The organism is Cyanobium sp. L1E-Cus (assembly GCF_024345755.1).
Classification (GTDB): domain Bacteria; phylum Cyanobacteriota; class Cyanobacteriia; order PCC-6307; family Cyanobiaceae; genus Cyanobium_A; species Cyanobium_A usitatum.
In genome coordinates, this window is sequence record NZ_JAGQBS010000018.1 from 19358 (window position 1) to 36538 (window position 17181).

The window sequence follows — 17181 nt, forward strand, 5'->3', positions numbered from 1 at the left end:
CTGTAGTTAGTTTTGCCCCTTGCGAGCCCCTATTGCAGCCATGGCTGAGTTGCAGGCCCGCTGGCACCAAACGCTGGCTGAGATTCCCGAAGCCCTTTGGGATGCCCTGCTGGCCGCGGCGCACCCCCAAGAGTTGCCTTTTTATCGCTGGCGCTGGCTGCAGCAGCTCGAGGCCAGCGGCAGCATTGCGCCGCGGGAGGGCTGGCAGGGCTGTCATCTGGGCCTGTGGCGCGGCGAGGTGTTGCTGGCGGTGGCTCCCCTCTATTTGAAGGGTCACAGCTACGGCGAATTTGTTTTCGACCAGAGTTTTGCCCAGCTCGCTGGCCAGTTGGGCCTGCGCTACTACCCAAAGCTGGTGGGCATGAGCCCGGTGAGCCCGGTGCAGGGCTACCGCTTCCTGATCGACCCCGCTGAGGACGAGGCGGAGTTAACCGCTTTGATGCTTGAGCTGATCGATGCGTTCTGCCGCCAGCACGCCATCCTCAGCTGCAATTTTCTTTATGTGGATCCAGGTTGGCAGCCGCTGGCTGAGGCGGCTGGCTGTGCTGCCTGGGTTAATCAGCAGAGCCAGTGGATCAACCCCGGCCATGGCGATTTCAATGCCTACCTGGCCAGCTTCAATGCCAACCAGCGCCGCAACATCAAGCGGGAGCGGCAGGCGGTGGCAGCCGCTTGCCTCACGGTTACGCCCCTGCTGGGGGAGGCAATCCCGCCGGCTTTAGTTGGGCGCATGTATGACTTTTATGCCCAGCACTGCAGTCGTTGGGGGGCCTGGGGCAGCAAATATCTGAGTGAATCCTTTTTTGCCGCCCTGGCTGCCGATCCGGAGCTGCGGCGCCACATAGTGCTCTTCAGTGCCCATCGCGGCGATCCCGGCGAGCCGGTGGCCATGTCGCTGTGCGTCCACGCCGGCGACCAGCTCTGGGGGCGCTACTGGGGAAGTGATGAGCAGATTGACTGCCTGCATTTTGAGGTCTGTTATTACGCTCCGATTGCCTGGGCAATCGAGCGCGGCATCCGCGCCTTTGATCCCGGCGCAGGCGGTAGCCACAAGCGCCGGCGTGGCTTCGTGGCCCAGCCCCGCGTCAGCCTGCATCGTTGGAGCGATCCACGTTTTGCTTCGATCCTGCAGCGCTGGTTGCCTGGGGCTAATGAGGAGATGGCCGAGCTGATGGCGGCCATGAATGCGGAGCTGCCTTTTACGGCTGCCTACGATCCACCGCATGCCTGAAGTACCTCCCAGCCGCCAACAGCTCGATGACCAGCTCTCCCAGCGGTTCATCGCCTTAGACCCAGCCGGCTACTTCCTAATTCGCATCGATCTCGAGGCGGCGGAGCTGGTGGTTGAGCACTACGGCAATGGCATCGATGAGCGGGGCTTAGCCACTGATCCCGATACCGGAGAGGTATTGAGCTGCCGTGGCGGCGGCGTTCGTGCGCCCTTGGCAGTTTTTCGGGGCTGCAGTGCCAAGCAACTGGGTATTGACCTGACCGAAGGTCCAGGCCCTCACCCGCTCACCTGCCTAGACCACGCCCTCTATCTAGGCAGGGAGCTTCAAAGAGCTCAAGCGTGCCTTGAACAAAGAATTGAATATATCCAAGATTGAATAAATAAATATTGAGTAAATCAGGGCTATAAATATTGATGCATCAATCCAGCCAAGTTAATTGACTGGATTCAACTAACACCTTCAAACCGGCTGTAGCTCGCGGCTCGGTTCAGCTGTGGCCTTTGGAGGATCGGGTGGCAGGGTGGCGAGCTGCTCTTCTATCTCGCGCCGCACGATTGCGCGGTATTCGAGGAAGTGTTCGTTGTGAGCCAGGATCGATATGAAGCCAGTGAACCGCTTCGGGTTGTGGCGGTACATGCCATAAAGCGCTTTCCAGAAGCGCACCCTGGTGTTGCGCTTGAGGCCTTGGCGCCAAAGAATGATTCCTAAAGCGCGCAGGTCAACCCAGCTGGTCGGCTTGGGCGGACGGCTGCCAGGAACAACCAACTTCTTCCATTGTTGGGGTGGCAGTTTCAGGAAGTAGGAATAAACGCGATCGATGAAAGCGTTTGGCTCGTAGAGGGCGCCGAAAGCATCTACATACTCATTGGCGATGTCGCGAATTGGCCGGGTTGGCTCGAAATTAAGCAGGTTGGTTTGGTTAACCCCTTTTGCGGCTGCCTTGCCTTCGATCAAGCGACCTTCTTTCTCGAGGCGATGCCAAAGGGCTGTGTTTGGAAGGGCCTGAAGCATGCCCATCATCGCGTGGGGGATGCCAGTGCGGGTCACGAACTCGACGATTCTGCGGCCCGCGCCCTCTTTCTCGCCGTCGAATCCGATGATGAAACCAGCCATCACCCGCAATCCGTAGGAGGTGATCTTGTCGACAGAATCCACTAGGGAGCTGCGGGTGTTTTGCAATTTACCGGCAGTTTCCAGGCTTGCTTCGTCGGGGGTCTCGATGCCGAGGAAGACGCTCTCAAAGCGGCATTCCACCATCATTTGCATGAGGTCATCGTCCGCCGCTAGATCCACTGAGGCTTCGGTGGCGAAGCTGAAGGGGAAGCCGTGCTCAATTTGCCATTGGCGCAAAAGCGGCAGCAGCAATTTGACATTGCGCTTATTGCCGATGAAGTTGTCGTCTACCAGGAACACTGAGCGGCGCCAGCCCAAGTCGTAGAGGCACTGCAGCTCGGCAACTAGCTGCTCAGGGTTCTTGGTGCGAGGTTTGCGCCCATACAACACAATTATGTCGCAGAACTCGCACTGGAAGGGGCAGCCTCGGGAGAACTGCACCGACATCTCTGAGTAGGCATCCAGCTCTAGTAGGTCAAAGCGTGGAATCGGCGTTCCGGTTACATCTGGCTTGACGCCATCAGAGCTAAACCGGCCATGGCTGTCACCCCGCTCAATGGCTTCGATGAACATCGGCAGGGTGATTTCACCCTCGTCGAGGATCTTGTAATCCGCCAGGTCGAGCTCGGGCGCGTCTGGGGTGGAACTGGCAAAAGGACCTCCCACGGCGACGGGGATGCCGCGCTGCTTGGCCTTGCCGATCTGAGTGGCCATATCGGCCTTCTGGACGATCATCCCGGAGATCACCACCAGCTCGGCCCAGTCCCACTCTGCTTCGCTGACCTCGCGCACGTTGCGGTCAACCAGCTTCATTTCCCATGACTGGGGCAGCAGGGCGGCAACTGTGACCAATCCCAAGGGCGGTAGAAGCACCTTGCGATCGATCAACTCGAGGATTTTTTCGTAGCTCCAGAAGGTTTTCGGGAACTCTGGGTAGACGAAGAGAGTGCGCATGCAAACAGCCGAGCTGGGTTGATGACCGGGGAAAACCAGGGCGCTTTTTCTGCGCTGCTATGCGGTGTTAATGAATGAAAGCTTAGGAGGTCTGCGGAAGTGCTGAAGCCTGCGGGCTTTCTGCTGTAATGGCCTCATCTTCAATGATGGCCTGCCATGGCTGCTGCGATTTACCTGGGTTTGTTTGGTGGTGGGCTTGCCGTTGCCATTGCCGCATCGATCGTGCTGCGCGGCATCAAACTGATCTGAGTTTGAGTCTCAGGCCCCTGCGGCTGATCAGCTCCTGTAGGCCCAAGACGAAGCCAGCGGCCCCAAGCACGGCAAAGGTTCCCTGCAACCCGAGCGTCAGGCTCATGGCAGCTGCCAGTAGGCCACTGAGGCCGCCCCCACCAAGGAAGGCAATCTGGCCCAGACCGGCCATGCGCCCCCGGATGGCCATTGAAGAACCCACCTGGCTGATCAAATTGACACCTGCCAGCAGGCTGGCGGTGCCAGCACCGAGGGCGAAGGTGGCCGCCAAACCTATTACCAGCGTTTCTGGGCCGCTGAAAGCGGCCATGGCCAGTTGGGCTGTTGCGGTGATCAGGGTGCAGCTTCCAAGCAGCAGGCCGGGCCGCTGGCTCAACCAGCGACTGTGACGCTGAAGTACCAGGCCGCCGCTGATGCTTCCTGCCGCCAACACACTGGTGAATAGGCCAAGGGCTTGGGGAGAGGGGCCCAGCAAGTCCCGGGCCATCAACGGGGCTAGGCCTGGGTGGAAGAAGCCCAGTAAACAAGCCAGTGCCGTGTAGATCAGCACATGCCGCAGCACTGGACCACTGCCGCGCCAGGCGGCTCTGAGCCCACTGCTGGCGCCAGCCACGCTGCGCTGCTCCAGCCCCCTATTGGGGTGGAGCAGCCACAGCACTGAGGCGATAGGGATCAAGTAAGTGGCTGCATCGATCGCCAGGGCTGTTCCCGCGCCGGTCCAGGCCAGCAGCCAGCCCCCTATGGGAGGCCCCACCAGCTTGCCCACGTTGAAAACCACCGAAAAGCTGGTGAGGTACGGAGCCAGTTGCTGGGGATCCTCCACCAGTAGGGCGCAATATTTGTTGCGGGCCGTGAGTTCGTAGGAACTGGCGATGCCTACCAGCAGGGTGCTCAGTAGCAACAGGACAACCTGCAGGTCGCCATTGCTCAGGGGTATGGCAACGGCTCCCAGGATGCCTGCTGCGAAAAGTCCCCACTGGGAGCGGATTAGCACGGCTTCGCAGCCCAGCTTGTCGGTTGCAACCCCTGCTGGCCCACTTACCAGCAGGGCAGGTAGGGCCAGCACCGCGAAATGGAGGGCCAGCACCAGGGCATTGCCGCTGCCATCCATGAGGATCCAGCCCTTAGCCGTGAGGCCTGCGAAGGATCCAGCTGTGCTCAGTCCTGAGGCAACCAGAAAGGTGGTGCGTTGATGCGTCCGCCAGTTCAAGCGCCCAGGCGGCGGACGTCAACGGCCTCAGCCACCATCGCCTTGGCGCCCACTACCTCGCCGATCAGGTCGTAGGTGTCGGCAGCAGTGATGCGCACCGGCACCATGGTGCCTGGTGCTGCGCAAAGTCCGCCCTCGCCTGGATGCACCCGCACTTCGCCATCAACCTCGGGGGCGAAGCGGGCGCAGCGGCCGAGCATCTCACCGCTGCTGGGGTTCTCCTGCTCGATCAGCACATCCACGATCCGGCCTACCCAAGCGGCGTTGCGGGCGGCGGCGATCGGCTGCTGTAGGGCCATCAGGCGATCCTTGCGCGCTGCTGCCACCTCGGCTGGCACTTGATCCGGCAGGTCGGCGGCGGGGGTGCCCTCCTCCGGTGAAAAGGTGAACACGCCCACGTGGTCGAACTGCTGCTCGGTCACGAAATCGAGCAGGTGCTGGAAGTGCTCTTCGGTTTCGCCAGGAAAGCCCACGATGAAGGTGGTGCGCAGCACCGACTCGGGCAGCTGTTCGCGGATCCGCCTCAGCACGCCACCGGTTACATCCGCTTGCCAGGGGCGGTTCATTGCGCGCAGCACCTCGGGGTGGCTGTGTTGCAAAGGCAGATCCAGATAGGGCAACACGTTGGGCACCTCGCGGTAGGCCGTAAGCACTGCCTCGGTGAGGCCGGTGGGGTATGCGTAGTGAACGCGGATCCAGGGGATTTCCACCTCCCCCAAGGCCCGCAGCAGCTCCGCCAGCTGGGGCTTGCCGGCCAGATCGAGACCGTAATTGGTGGTGATTTGGCTAATCAACACCAACTCCTTCACCCCCTGAGTCGCTAGCTGCTTCGCTTCAGCCACGATGCTCTCGATCGGGCGGGAGCGCTGATTGCCGCGCAGGTGGGGAATGATGCAGAAAGCACAGCGGTAGTCGCAGCCCTCGGCCACCTTCAGGTAGGCCACTGCTTCGCTGGTGGTGCGGTAGCGGGGCAGGTGCTCGTCGCCCACGAAGGTGGGGTTGGCGCTCACCTGGTTGACGCGCTCGCCGGCCTCCACCCGCTCCAGCACGCTGACGATGTGTTGGTAGTCGCCGGTACCCACGATCGCCTTGGCTTCGGGGAGGCTTTCGAGCAGCTCCTCCTGGAAGTGCTGGGCCAGGCAGCCCGCAATGATTAGTTCCTTGCCCTGTTCGGCTAGCTCCACCAGGGTGCGCACCGACTCCTCGCGTGCTTCCTGGATGAAGCTGCAGGTGTTCACAACCACCAAGGTGGCGTCGCTTTCGTCGGCACTGACGCCGTAGCCGGCCTCGGCTAGCAGACCCAGCATGTGCTCGGTGTCCACGCGGTTTTTTTCGCAGCCCAAGTGGGCAAATGCCACGGTGGGCTTGGCTGCAGGAGCGTGGATTTCCTGGGTCACAGTTTTACCAGGGCAGAGATTCACCCTACGTTGTGCTCTGACAGCACCCTGAAACCCTGGTTTGCGCCTGCCACAATCAGGCCAGCCTGGGCTACGACCCGTGACCTCAACCCGCCTCAGCCAGCGCCTTAGCTCCAGCCGGCGCCGTAGTGATCCGGCCCGCCGCTGGGCGCGAGTGGCCATGGCTGTGTTAGCCACCATCGGCGCCATCGATACCGGCGCCATCACCCTGAAGCGTTGGGGTCTGCTGGGTCCGCTGAGTTGCCCTGGCGGAGCAGAGGGCTGCGACAAGGTGCTGAACAGCGCCTGGGGCAGCCTCTTTGGCCAGCCCCTGTCTTTGTTTGGTTGGCTGGCCTACGGGGCGGTTTTGTTGCTTGCTGTGCTGCCTCTGGTGCTGCGCGGCGACTCGAGAGCGGCCCTTGCCCAGCGCAGTTGGTGGGCCCTATTGCTTCTGAGCACAGGCATGGCTGTTTTCAGCCTGTTGTTGATGGGGGTGATGGTTCTCAAGATTCAGGCCTTCTGTTTCTTCTGCGTGCTCTCAGCGACTCTCAGCCTGAGCCTGTTAGTGATCAGCCTCGTTGGTGGGGAGTGGGAAGACCGCGGCCAGCTGGTGTTCCGAGCCGTGATCGTGGCCTTGTTGGTGGGCATGGTGGGCTTGGGTTGGGCGGCTTCTGTGGATCGCCCCGCCGCGGTGCGGGGCGCTGGGGTCCCTCCCGTAGTTGTGGCCACCAGTAGTCCAGAGGCGATTGCCCTGGCAGAGCATCTCAGTCGCACCGGCGCGGTGATGTATACGGCCTACTGGTGCCCCCATTGCCATGAGCAGAAGGAGCTGTTCGGCAAGGAAGCCAGTACCAAGTTGGGCCTGGTTGAGTGCGCTGCCGATGGCCAAAACAGCCAGAAGCCACTGTGCGATACCAAGGCAATTGAGGGCTTCCCCACCTGGGAGATCAACGGCAAGCTCGACTCTGGGGTTAAGTCCCTAGCTGATCTCGCCCGGCTATCCGGTTACGCCGGCCCAGTGCCCTGAACAGCAGCGGTGCTGGAGGGCCGGTGCCGCTGTTGATCGGTGTGGCGCTGCCAAAAAGGCTGGGCGTGGGGCGAATCTGTGCGGTGGTGTCCGCCCCGGCTCTCGGTGCGGAACAGGGCAGCTTCGATTAGCAGCTCGGTCAGCACCAGCCGTTGCTGCAGTTCCTGCAGCCGCCGCAGTGCGGGCACCGCCGCCGGCTCGAATTGGACGCTCTGGCCCGGCTCCACGATTTGTAGCTGCCGCCAGGCTTGGCTTGCTTCGAGCTGCCGGCGCTGTCCACGCAGTTGCTGTAGGGCAGGCCCCAGGGAGTAGCCATTGCGCTCCACACCCGCCACCTGCCAGCAAAGATCCCGCAAGGCGCTGATCTGGGCCTCCAGGCGCTCTTTTGGGGGCAAGGGCAGCTGGGTTGTGGTGATTGGCTCCTCTGGGTCGGCCGCGGTTGGCCTGCCCGGCGCCAGCTCGATTGTGCGTAGCTGGCGGGCAAACACCAGGCACTCCATCAGGGAGTTGCTGGCTAGCCGGTTGGCCCCGTGCACGCCCGTGCAGGCCACTTCGCCTACGGCATACAGGCCAGGCACGCTGGTGGCGGCTTGTAGATCGGTCCAAATGCCGCCCATCCAGTAGTGGGCGGCCGGGGCCACCGGGATCGCCTCCCGGGTGGGTTCCAGCCCGAGTTCACGGCAACGCCCCAAGATCGTGGGGAACTGGCGCTCCAGGCGCGGCAGTCCCACAGGCCGCAAATCCAGCCACAGATGGTCTACGTCTAGGGCCTGCATCCTTGTGGCCAGGGCGCGACTCACCGCATCCCTTGGGGCGAGATCTGCTCCCGGCAGCTGCGCCACCGGGCTGGCTCCCGACTCTTCCATCAGGCGTGCGCCTTCGCCGCGCACCGCCTCCGAGATCAGGAAGTGGGGTGCACCCGGCAGCATGAGGGCGGTGGGATGAAACTGCACAAACTCCAGATCGCGCAGTTTTGCGCCGGCTTGCCAGGCCATCACTACCCCGTCGCCGCTCGCCAGGCTGGGGTTGGTGGTGTGGGCGAAAAGGTGGCCTCCACCACCTGTGGCTAGGACCACAGCCCGGGCTGTAAGCCAGTGGAGGCGGTTCTCCTCGAGCACCGCCAGGCCCACACAGCGGCCCTGCTCCAACCAGAGTTGCCAGGCCACAACGCCCTTGCGCTGTTCTAGCCGGGGCCGAAGCAGAACCTCCCGTTCCAGGGCTTCCACCAGGGCGCCACCGGTGCGGTCCTGGGCATGCAGCACCCTCCGGTGGCTGTGGGCGGCTTCCAGGGTTGTGCTCAGATTTTTGCCGTCGCGGTCGAAGGCCATGCCCAGCTCCAGCAGGCGCTCTACGCAGCCTGGAGCGTCATGTACCAGTCGCTCCACGGCCGCCAGATCGCACAGTCCAGCCCCTGCCACCAGGGTGTCGTCGATGTGGCTCTGGAAGCTGTCTTTGGGTCTTGTTACTGCTGCTATACCTCCCTGGGCCCAGCGGCTGGCGGATCGGGGTGTGCTGCTGGGATCACTGTCTTTGCTTAGCAACAGCACGTGCAGATGGCTGGGCAGCTCCAGGCAGGCCATGAGCCCGGCTGCTCCACTGCCAACTACCACCACATCCCAGGACTGCTCTGCCATGCCGGCTGAAGACATCCGACAAAGGTCGGCACTAAAAAAGCCGCCGGAAGGCCCCGACGGCTTTCAAGAGAATCGAATTTTAAGCCTCAGCGGTACTGGCCATCGTTGATGCGGTCGTCGCCTTCGTTAAGGGCTATGACTGCATCAGTGACGGTGAAGTTGTCCTTGTACTTGTTGAACAGCTCCTTTTGGCGATCGGTCAGATCGATGTTCAGCACGTCGTCAACGCTGGCATAGGGGCCTCCCAGGACGATTTTGCCGGCCAGGGTCGGATACATGCCTGGGTAATCCTGGAAGCGGCGCACAGAACAGTTGTTTAGGTCCACCTTGCCGGCTCGCTCGGCGATTTTGTCGTCGGCTTGGTTGCGACGATCGGCTGCGTAAGCCGGCGGTGGAATCAGCAACGTGATCAAGAGGCCGGCCAGCACGACCCCACTCATCAGCCAGGCAACCAGCCGTTTCATCACGACACTCCGTTGAACTACGGGAAGGGAGGCGACATCGGTCACCGGGAGTCCAACGTTACAGAGCCATGCCGGAATCTCTACCTGTAACCCTCCAGGATTTGCAGTTCTTCAGATCAGGCCGCTCAGGCTCGGTGCCCCAAGAGAGGCCAGCAGGAAAAGGGCATCTACCGCCAAGGTTGTGGCCAAGGCTGCACTTGTTATGCGTCCCACCTCGCCCAAACCCCAGAGCCAGCGGCAGGCTTGAACCAGCACCGCAGCGCACAGCACAACCAACACCAGGCTTTGGGGTGCGAGCACCTGCTGGGCTGCAGCTTGGAGGAGCAGGGGTGCTTCGGTGCTGGCCGCATTGAGGATCTGGGGCCAGGAGGGCATCAGCCCGGTGCCGGCTATGGCTGCATCAGTGGCTGCCGTACCAAGCAGGGACCCCAAGTAGAAACCGCAGGCACATTTCCAGCGGCTCTGCAGTCCAGTCAGAGCTAGAGGCAGGGCAAAGGCCTCGATGGGCAGGTGCCACACCGGATGGAGCCGGCACCACCCCCAAAACAGGCTGCCTGCCAACCAGCTGCCGCAGAAACCAACAAGCAATTCCCCGGCTCGACTAGCTCGGGGATTGGGGTGCTGACTCAGCGCTAGCGCCAGGCCAAGGAGGGGCACGGTGAACAGAGCCGCACTAAATGGTGCAAGCCGCACCCAAGGGGCCTGCAGGAAAACTGGCAGGGTGACCAAAATCCCGCTGATCAGGCTCAGCCCAGGGTTGCGGCACATCTGCAGCAACTCACGCAGCGAAGGAATGGCTGGAAGGCCTGCCGGGGCTATTGCGCTGGGAGGGGCCCCGACCACCAAAATTGTGAAGAAAGATGCGCAACCTTAAGGGTTCAAGCGGGGAGCCGCGCCATAGGGTCGTTGCAGCTCGTGTTGCCCGCGATGTTGTCCGCTGCCATGCCGAACCTGCCTTTTGCGGTGATCGGTTTCTGGGAAGCCTGCTTTCGATCCCTGGTGTTGGGGGTTTTGCAGGGGCTGACGGAGTTTTTGCCGATCAGCAGCACCGCCCACCTCAAGGTGGTGCCGGTCTTGCTCGGCTGGGGTGACCCGGGGGTGGCGGTCACGGCGGTGATTCAGCTGGGCAGCATCGCGGCGGTGTTGGCTTATTTCCGCTCAGACCTGGCTGAAGTGATCAGGGGCGTGGGCCGGGCCTGCCGTCACGGTCAGTGGGGCGACCCATCCGCTCGCATGGGTGTCGCCATTGCTCTTGGCACCCTGCCAATTGTGTTTGCTGGTCTGGCTTTGAAACTTTGGGTGCCCGATTACGACAACTCGCCGCTGCGCAGCATGGCCTCGATTGCGGTCGTGTCGATCGTGATGGCCCTGTTGCTGGCTCTGGCTGAGCTGGTGGGTAGCCGTCGCCGCGAGCTGGTTGATGTGCAGCCCCGTGATGGCGTCTGGGTCGGCCTGGCTCAAGCCCTGGCTCTAGTGCCAGGCGTTTCCCGCTCGGGGAGCACCCTCACCGCCGCTTTGTTTGACAGCTGGCAGCGACCGGCCGCCGCCCGCTTCTCCTTTTTGTTGGGCATTCCGGCAATCACCCTGGCGGGGCTGGTGTCCCTCAAGGAGGCATTCAGTGCTCCAGCTGGTGGTGGCGCCGTGCCCTTGCTTGTGGGAATCGTTGCCGCTGCGGTGGTGTCCTGGTTGGCGATCGCCTGGTTGCTGCGTTTTCTGCAAACGAACAGCACCTGGGTGTTCGTCGCCTATCGCCTGGTCTTCGGGGTAGGCATATTGATTTGGCTTAGCGCCAGGATGGGAGTCTTAATCCTTAGCAGCTCCTGACGCCGTGTGGAATGAGCCCTCTGCGGGGATTGCCCTAGCTGCCCTCGATAGCATCTCTCCAGGGGCGGTGCGCTTGCCGGCCCCTGCCGTGGTTGCCTCGGTGGAGCCTGGTTCGATCGCTGAGGAGTTGGGCTTCCAGCCGGGCGACCGCCTGCTCAGCATCAATGGCAAGCGTCCACGGGATCTGATCGATGTTCAGATGTTGGTGGGAGAGGAAGAGCTCACCTTGGAAGTTGAAGATCCAGATGGATCCCTGCATACGATTGAGTTGGAGAAGGATCTTGACGAGGGTCTGGGCCTGGGATTCACCGAAGCTCTGTTCGATGGCCTCAAGCAGTGCAACAACGCCTGTCCGTTCTGCTTCATCGACCAGCAGCCACCGGGTCGCCGTAGCAGTCTTTACCTCAAAGATGACGATTACCGGCTCAGTTTTCTTTACGGCTCCTACTTAACACTCACCAATCTCACCGCCGCTGATTGGCAGCGGATCGAGGAACAGCGGCTTTCGCCCTTGTTCGTCTCCGTCCATGCCACCGAGCCTGAGCTGCGCAGCCGTTTGCTAGTTAATCCTCGTGCAGCTCTGCTGCTGGATCAGCTGGGCTGGTTCGCCCAGCGGGATTTGCAGATCCACGCCCAAGTGGTGGTGTGCCCTGGTATCAACGATGGCCCGGCCCTACTGCGCACCTTGCAGGATTTGGCCCAATTTGGCGCTGGCGATTGGCCCGCGGTGCTCTCCGTGGCAGTGGTGCCCGTGGGGCTTACCCGTTTTCGTCCCGATGGGGATGCCCTCGTACCCGTAGATCGCCAGTCTGCCCGCCAGGTAATCGCCTTGGTGGAGCCCTTGCAGCAGGGCTTTCAGCGAGATCTGGGCAGTCGTTTCGTTTGGTTGTCCGATGAGTGGTATTTGATGGCGGGGCTGCCGCTTCCCCCCCGGGCAGATTACGAGGACCTACCCCAGCAGGAAAACGGCGTCGGCAGCATTCGCGCCTTTATCGAGGCGCTTGAGCTCGCTACCCGGAAGCTGCCCAAGGCCCTGGCCAGGCCGCGGCGGCTGAGCTGGGTGGTGGGCCAGCTGGTGGCCGAAGCCCTCGAGCCCGTGGTGGTCAGGCTCAATGCGGTTGAGGGGCTTGACTTGATTTTGCATGGCTTGCCCAGCCCTTACTGGGGTCAGGAGCAGGTGGTTACGGGCCTGCTGACCGGTTCTGATCTGCTTACCGGCTTGGCTGGCTTGGATTTGGGCGAGGCCTTGCTGCTGCCAGCGGTAATGCTGCGCCAGGGCGAACCGGTATTCCTCGACGACCTCAGCCTGGCTGAGGTCGAGGCCCAGCTGCCTGTGCCTGTGCAGCTGCTGAAGGGTGCAGACGACCTTGTGGCCTCATGTTTAGGCAAGTTTCCATTAACTCCTTAAGATATGGGGGATTAGGCTGTTGTTGGCGTGCACAATTTCACTTCCCGCTTAGCTATGCTTTGCCTGCTGGGCACCCCTTTGTTGTCCTTTGCAGCCCAAGCTCAGGACAAGCCGGCGCCTGCTGCTTCCCAGGCGGATTTGACTTTGCCCATGTCTCCACCGTTGCCACTGGCGCCTGAAGCGCTGCGTGGCGACTCGACTACGAAGTTGCGGGGCTATCGGCCACGCCTAAACCCAACCCTCGTGACTCCTGCCGCCACCAAGCTGGCTCCTGGGCTAGAGAATCTGCCCGCACCCGCCTCCTTGGCTCTGCCGGTCAAGCCTGAGCAAGTGCGAATAACAGAGTTGCGCCCCCTTGGTTTAGTTGAAGTAGAGAACCTTGCCGAGGTTAATAACCCCAATCTCAAGGCGATTGCTAGCCAGGTTGATCAGGCGCAGAGTAATCTACGAGCCCAGATCTCTCAGTGGTATCCCAACCTCAACTTGGAGGCAAATTCACTACCCGTTTACAACACCGGTGAGCAGAGCAACACGGTGTTTAACGGTGTTAAGCAGACTCAGGCCATTAACCGTTGGAATTTAGGAGCTCAAATTACGGCCCAGTGGTCACTAATCAATCCTCGTCGGGTGCCGACTATAGCAGCGGCGCGTGATCAATTTGAAAAGGCCAAGTTCCAATACGTCATTGCTCTACGGGATCTGCGATTGCAGGCAGCGTCTTCATATTTTGATCTCCAGCAATCTGATGACCAAGTCCGTATTGGTCAGGAATCCGTACGCGCTTCTTTAGTTAGCTTGAGAGACTCCAAGGCAAGATTTCAGGCTGGTGTGGCTACAAAGCTAGAGGTGCTTGAAGCTGAAACCCAGCTTTCCCGTGATCAGCAGCTCTTGACCAACTCTCTAGCTGCCCAAGCAATCGCTCGCCGCACCTTGGCAGCTCTTTTGGATTTACCCCAAAATGTAACCCCAACCGCTAAGGATCCGGCAAGGGTCTTTGGCATTTGGCAGCCCTCGTTGCAGGAAAGCATTGTTGCGGCTTATACATTCCGTGAAGAGCTGGATCAGGCTTTGCTGGATATCTCAATCGCTAACAGCCAGGCAAATGCAGCATTGGGTGATGTTCAACCCTTCCTAAACATATTTGCTGCGTTTTCAGGCAGCGTTTTTGACGGCCAAGATCCTCAAGTTCTAAACGACCCCGCAGGCGATGGAACGGAATACAACACTGCTATTGGCCTCAACCTGCGCTGGCGCCTCTTTGACGGTGGAGCTGCTGCGGCCCAATCACGGCAAAATAAGCAGCTTGCCCAAGAAAATACTTTTCGCTTCGCCCAGCGACGAGATGGCATTCGCCAGGAGGTTGAAACAAGTTTCTATGAACTCGAGAAAAACAACCGCAACATTGTGACTACCTCTAGGGAGGTGATTTCGGCGCGCGAATCCCTGCGGCTAGCTCGTCTTCGCTTCCAGGCTGGTGTGACAACCCAGCGAGAGGTGGTGGACAACCAGCGAGATCTCACTCAGGCAGAGGTGCGCTATTCCGGTTCAATCACTGACTACAACAAGCGTCTTGCCGAGCTGCGTCGCCGAACTGGCCTAGATCAAGTGGCTGGTTGCACGCCCCAGTCCCTACCGGCAGTCAAGCCTGCCGGCGCCTCAGATGTTCCCGTCGAACCCACACCCCTAATCCCTGCCTGTCAGGCAGCTGCCCAGGGAGCAGTCTGACGACGTGATGGCGTCGTCCGTTGAGCAACAGCCTTCACTTGGGCTGCCCAACACCCTGCGATTGGGTTTGTTCCAGGGTTGTTTGGGCTGCCTAGCCGTCATCTTCGCGGGCCTGCTCAACAGGGTCATGCTCAGCGAGCTTGAATTCCCCGGCCTACTTGTTGGTGGGGCGCTGGCATTTGAACAGTTTGTTGCTCCCTCCAGGGTGTTGTTCGGCCAAATTTCAGATGCCCACCCCTGGGCGGGGCGTCACCGGCTTCCATATATATGGCTGGGTACTGCCCTGTTTTGTGGCTTGGCGGTGCTGTCCGTTCCCCTGATCTTTCATGTGGGTCGCTTGCTTGAAGCTGCTTCCCAGCCTGAACTGGCATTGGGAATCGCGGCGCTTTGCGGGCTGTTTGCTCTTTATGGCCTGGCGATTTCCCTCGCCACCACCCCCTATCTCGCCCTCGTAATTGATCGCACCAGCGAGGCTGAGCGGCCCCGGGCGGTGGGCTTGATTTGGTGTCTGCTCACTGTGGGCATTGTGATTGGGGCAATCTCGATCAATCTGAGCTTGCGCAGTCTTGATGGCATCACCGATCCTGCCCTTTTGGAGCCTGTATTGCTTGGCTTCATGGGCCGGGTGGCCGCAGTGGTGCTTGTGCTCACGGTTGTTGCCACCGTTGGGCTCGAACCCAGCAACAAGCAACTTGACTTGGCTGCGGGCGGGCAGCGCCGGGAGGATTCCATCACCCTCGCCCAGGCCTGGGCACTTGTCAGCTCAAGCCGTCAGGTCCTGGTTTTTTTCTCCTTTCTTGTGCTGTTCACCCTTGGTTTGTTCCTACAGGACCCCATTCTTGAGAGCTACGCAGCAGACGTGTTTGGCATGCCGATTGCAGCCACGGCATCCCTGAACGCCATCTGGGGTATGGGAACTTTGACGGGCTTGTTGCTTGCTGGGCTGTGGATCGTGCCCAAGCTCGGCAAGTTGGCAACTGCGCGACTGGGTTGCCAGCTGATCTTGGTCAGCCTGGTTTGTTTGGCATTAGCTGGTTTGGAGCCCCGTGTGCCGGTGCTGCAGGTAGTCATGCTCCTGTTTGGCTTGGCGGCGGGCATTGGTACCAACAGCGCCCTGGTGCTGATGCTTGACCTCACCTTGCCGGAGGCTGCGGGAACCTTTGTAGGGGTCTGGGGTCTGGCCCAGGCCTTATCGAGGGCCTTAGGGAAACTGCTCGGTGGTGGACTGCTTGATCTAGCCCGTTCTCTCCAGCAGGCTTTCGAGCTTGCCCCGTCTGTTTATTTCCCCTATGCGCTGGTTTTAATTGTGGAGGTGCTGGTTGCTTTTGGTGCCCTGCTGTTGCTGAGGCGCGTCAACCTGCGCCAATTCAGGGAGGATACGGGTCGCAGCCTCAGCAAGGTGCTGGCCCTAGAGCTCGGATGAACCCAGAACCCCCAGTGCTTTCCCCCCCAGATCTCAATCCAGGCCTGGTTGAGCTGATTGATCTTGTGGCTGACCGGCAGCGGGCTGATTTCGGTCATATGGCCTCCGATCTCAAATCAGACGGCAGCCTGATCACGGCCTGTGACCGCTGGAGTGATGCCACCCTGGTTGAAGGATTGGCTCGCTTGTTTCCCGGTGAAGGTGTGCTGAGCGAGGAAGGCGACAAAACAGTGCCTAAGACCTCTGCTTATTGGGTGGTTGATCCCCTGGATGGCACCACTAATTTTGCGGCTGGGATTCCCTACTGGGCCATTTCCATAGCGCGTTTTGAGGCTGGTCGTCCCGTGCTTGCCGTGCTGGATGTGCCACCACTGCGGCAGCGGATCGTGGCGATTCGCGGTCAGGGTGCCTGGCGCAATGGTCGCCTCCTGCTGGCTCCCTCCGGGCAGAGCCACCCAGCTGGCTGCGCTTCCTTGTGTAGCCGTTCGATAGGAGTGCTGCAAAAGCTGCCCAATCAACGCTTCCCTGGGAAAATCCGTTTGCTTGGGGTGGCAAGCCTCAATCTTGTCAGTGTGGCGATGGGGCAAACCATCTCAGCCCTTGAGGCCACTCCCAAAATCTGGGATCTGGCAGCAGCCTGGTTGGTGCTCAGCGAGTTGGACTGCCCGATCCGTTGGTTGGTGCGATCACCGGAATCGATCGATGCTGGTTCCGATCTGTCTGCAGCCGATTTCCCTGTGCTGGCGGCCGATCGGCCGGAAACCTTGGCCCGCTTCATGCCCTGGGCCGATGCGCTGGTGGCCTGATCCTTGCCAGAAGGGGGTAAGAGGTGATATGTTTTTGGACTGCGCGCAAGGGGGAAGATCCCGAAGCGAGCAGGCTTACGACGAAGAAGGCGAGAGCCGACGGTGTTGTAAGTTTTCTGAGTCGCTGAGAGGCGACGTTCCGCCGAGAACTCCCGAGAGGGGGAGGAAGCGGAAGCACCTGGACAACTAAAAAGTTTAGGAACTGACGCTTTCACTGCGTCACGGATCAAAGGAGCCTGCGCCACCTGAGAGGGAGGGTGTTGGAGCTTTGGTTTAATTAGCTGAGAGATCAGCTAGTGACGGAAATAGCAGTGAAGGTGTGAGGTCCCGTCAAAAAAGAACAAGCGTGACGCGCCTGTTGGTTGGTTTTTGTTGCCTTCTCACGAGGGAACAGGAGCTGGTGTGCCGATGGGAGAGGCGAGCGCGACCGGATCTGGGATTCGGGAAAGTCAAGAGGAAAGAAATTTCTGAATGCACTCTTTGAAACCTTCTGTCAGAGGAAGGGGCTCCAACTGTGAGACCTGCGCCAGTGGGTCAAAGCGGGTGAGAAGCAATTCAGGTTGAGGCGAAAGCCGATAGGACGTGAACTACAACGGAGAGTTTGATCCTGGCTCAGGATGAACGCTGGCGGCGTGCTTAACACATGCAAGTCGAACGAACCTTCGGGTTAGTGGCGGACGGGTGAGTAACGCGTGAGAATCTGCCCTCAGGAGGG

General features: G+C 60.6%; 15 protein-coding genes and 1 rRNA gene. 10 read left to right on the forward strand and 6 right to left on the reverse strand.

Features of this window, described 5'->3' with window-relative positions:
- The first annotated feature begins 40 nt into the window (after positions 1–40).
- On the forward strand, positions 41–1231 hold the full coding sequence (locus KBZ22_RS13070; protein WP_255022290.1) for a GNAT family N-acetyltransferase: 1191 nt from the start codon (positions 41–43) through the stop codon (positions 1229–1231).
- A complete protein-coding gene (locus KBZ22_RS13075; RefSeq protein ID WP_254960842.1) occupies positions 1224–1607 on the forward strand; it encodes a DUF4346 domain-containing protein in 384 nt (127 codons plus the stop codon). The genes KBZ22_RS13070 and KBZ22_RS13075 overlap by 8 nt, the downstream gene beginning before the upstream one ends.
- A gap of 84 nt (positions 1608–1691) precedes the next feature.
- Here KBZ22_RS13075 and KBZ22_RS13080 read toward each other — a convergent pair whose 3' ends face one another.
- The gene (locus KBZ22_RS13080) at positions 1692–3299 is read right to left on the reverse strand and encodes a B12-binding domain-containing radical SAM protein (RefSeq protein WP_255022291.1); all 1608 of its coding nucleotides are present in this window, start codon (positions 3297–3299) and stop codon (positions 1692–1694) included.
- Positions 3300–3455: 156 nt separating this feature from the next.
- On the opposite strand from KBZ22_RS13080, the gene KBZ22_RS13085 reads away from it, so the two are divergent.
- The gene (locus KBZ22_RS13085; protein ID WP_106633090.1) at positions 3456–3548 is read left to right on the forward strand and encodes a cytochrome b6-f complex subunit 6; all 93 of its coding nucleotides are present in this window, start codon (positions 3456–3458) and stop codon (positions 3546–3548) included.
- On the opposite strand, the gene KBZ22_RS13090 is transcribed toward KBZ22_RS13085, so the two are convergent.
- Complete coding sequence (locus tag KBZ22_RS13090) at positions 3535–4758, reverse strand: MFS transporter (protein ID WP_255022292.1); 1224 nt, start codon at positions 4756–4758, stop codon at positions 3535–3537. The two genes, KBZ22_RS13085 and KBZ22_RS13090, sit on opposite strands and share 14 nt — an antisense overlap.
- The gene (gene rimO / locus KBZ22_RS13095; protein ID WP_255022293.1) at positions 4755–6155 is read right to left on the reverse strand and encodes a 30S ribosomal protein S12 methylthiotransferase RimO; all 1401 of its coding nucleotides are present in this window, start codon (positions 6153–6155) and stop codon (positions 4755–4757) included. Before rimO ends, KBZ22_RS13090 begins: the two co-directional genes overlap by 4 nt.
- Positions 6156–6255: 100 nt before the next feature.
- Between rimO and KBZ22_RS13100 the strand changes: the two genes are divergently transcribed.
- Positions 6256–7182, forward strand: a complete 927-nt coding sequence (locus tag KBZ22_RS13100; protein WP_255022294.1) for a vitamin K epoxide reductase family protein — start codon at positions 6256–6258, stop codon at positions 7180–7182.
- Here KBZ22_RS13100 and nadB read toward each other — a convergent pair.
- The 3 genes from nadB to KBZ22_RS13115 form a co-directional block, all read right to left on the reverse strand.
- Positions 7161–8816 (reverse strand): L-aspartate oxidase, encoded by a 1656-nt coding sequence (gene nadB / locus KBZ22_RS13105; protein ID WP_255022295.1) that lies wholly within the window; start codon positions 8814–8816, stop codon positions 7161–7163. The two genes, KBZ22_RS13100 and nadB, sit on opposite strands and share 22 nt — an antisense overlap.
- Before the next feature lie 86 nt (positions 8817–8902).
- Positions 8903–9280: a photosystem II complex extrinsic protein PsbU gene (gene psbU, locus KBZ22_RS13110; RefSeq protein WP_255022302.1), complete on the reverse strand. Its 378-nt coding sequence runs from the start codon at positions 9278–9280 to the stop codon at positions 8903–8905.
- 111 nt (positions 9281–9391) lie between these two features.
- On the reverse strand, positions 9392–10123 hold the full coding sequence (locus KBZ22_RS13115) for a DUF3120 domain-containing protein (protein ID WP_255022296.1): 732 nt from the start codon (positions 10121–10123) through the stop codon (positions 9392–9394).
- Positions 10124–10222: 99 nt separating this feature from the next.
- On the opposite strand from KBZ22_RS13115, the gene KBZ22_RS13120 reads away from it, so the two are divergent.
- From KBZ22_RS13120 to KBZ22_RS13145, 6 genes are all read left to right on the forward strand, one after another.
- Complete coding sequence (locus KBZ22_RS13120) at positions 10223–11104, forward strand: undecaprenyl-diphosphate phosphatase (RefSeq protein ID WP_255022297.1); 882 nt, start codon at positions 10223–10225, stop codon at positions 11102–11104.
- A 4-nt stretch (positions 11105–11108) separates the two neighbouring features.
- On the forward strand, positions 11109–12512 hold the full coding sequence (locus KBZ22_RS13125) for a TIGR03279 family radical SAM protein (RefSeq protein ID WP_255022298.1): 1404 nt from the start codon (positions 11109–11111) through the stop codon (positions 12510–12512).
- Between the two features lie 150 nt (positions 12513–12662).
- Positions 12663–14237, forward strand: a complete 1575-nt coding sequence (locus KBZ22_RS13130) for a TolC family protein (RefSeq protein WP_255022303.1) — start codon at positions 12663–12665, stop codon at positions 14235–14237.
- A gap of 7 nt (positions 14238–14244) precedes the next feature.
- A complete protein-coding gene (locus tag KBZ22_RS13135) occupies positions 14245–15660 on the forward strand; it encodes a BCD family MFS transporter (RefSeq protein WP_255022299.1) in 1416 nt (471 codons plus the stop codon).
- Entirely contained in the window at positions 15657–16466 is an 810-nt protein-coding gene (locus KBZ22_RS13140; protein ID WP_255022300.1) for an inositol monophosphatase family protein, read from the forward strand. The genes KBZ22_RS13135 and KBZ22_RS13140 overlap by 4 nt, the downstream gene beginning before the upstream one ends.
- 589 nt (positions 16467–17055) lie before the next feature.
- Positions 17056–17181 (forward strand): 16S ribosomal RNA (locus KBZ22_RS13145); the annotation flags it as partial.

Excerpts from the sequence above, each read along its gene's own strand:
- KBZ22_RS13070 (WP_255022290.1), top strand. The coding sequence starts at position 41 with ATGGCTGAGTTGCAGGCCCGCTGGCACCAAACGCTGGCTGAGATTCCC.
- KBZ22_RS13075 (WP_254960842.1), top strand. The coding sequence starts at position 1,224 with ATGCCTGAAGTACCTCCCAGCCGCCAACAGCTCGATGACCAGCTCTCC.
- KBZ22_RS13080 (WP_255022291.1), bottom strand. The coding sequence starts at position 3,299 with ATGCGCACTCTCTTCGTCTACCCAGAGTTCCCGAAAACCTTCTGGAGC.
- KBZ22_RS13085 (WP_106633090.1), top strand. The coding sequence starts at position 3,456 with ATGGCTGCTGCGATTTACCTGGGTTTGTTTGGTGGTGGGCTTGCCGTT.
- nadB (WP_255022295.1), bottom strand. The coding sequence starts at position 8,816 with ATGGCAGAGCAGTCCTGGGATGTGGTGGTAGTTGGCAGTGGAGCAGCC.
- psbU (WP_255022302.1), bottom strand. The coding sequence starts at position 9,280 with ATGAAACGGCTGGTTGCCTGGCTGATGAGTGGGGTCGTGCTGGCCGGC.
- KBZ22_RS13120 (WP_255022297.1), top strand. The coding sequence starts at position 10,223 with ATGCCGAACCTGCCTTTTGCGGTGATCGGTTTCTGGGAAGCCTGCTTT.
- KBZ22_RS13130 (WP_255022303.1), top strand. The coding sequence starts at position 12,663 with ATGTCTCCACCGTTGCCACTGGCGCCTGAAGCGCTGCGTGGCGACTCG.
- KBZ22_RS13135 (WP_255022299.1), top strand. The coding sequence starts at position 14,245 with ATGGCGTCGTCCGTTGAGCAACAGCCTTCACTTGGGCTGCCCAACACC.
- KBZ22_RS13140 (WP_255022300.1), top strand. The coding sequence starts at position 15,657 with ATGAACCCAGAACCCCCAGTGCTTTCCCCCCCAGATCTCAATCCAGGC.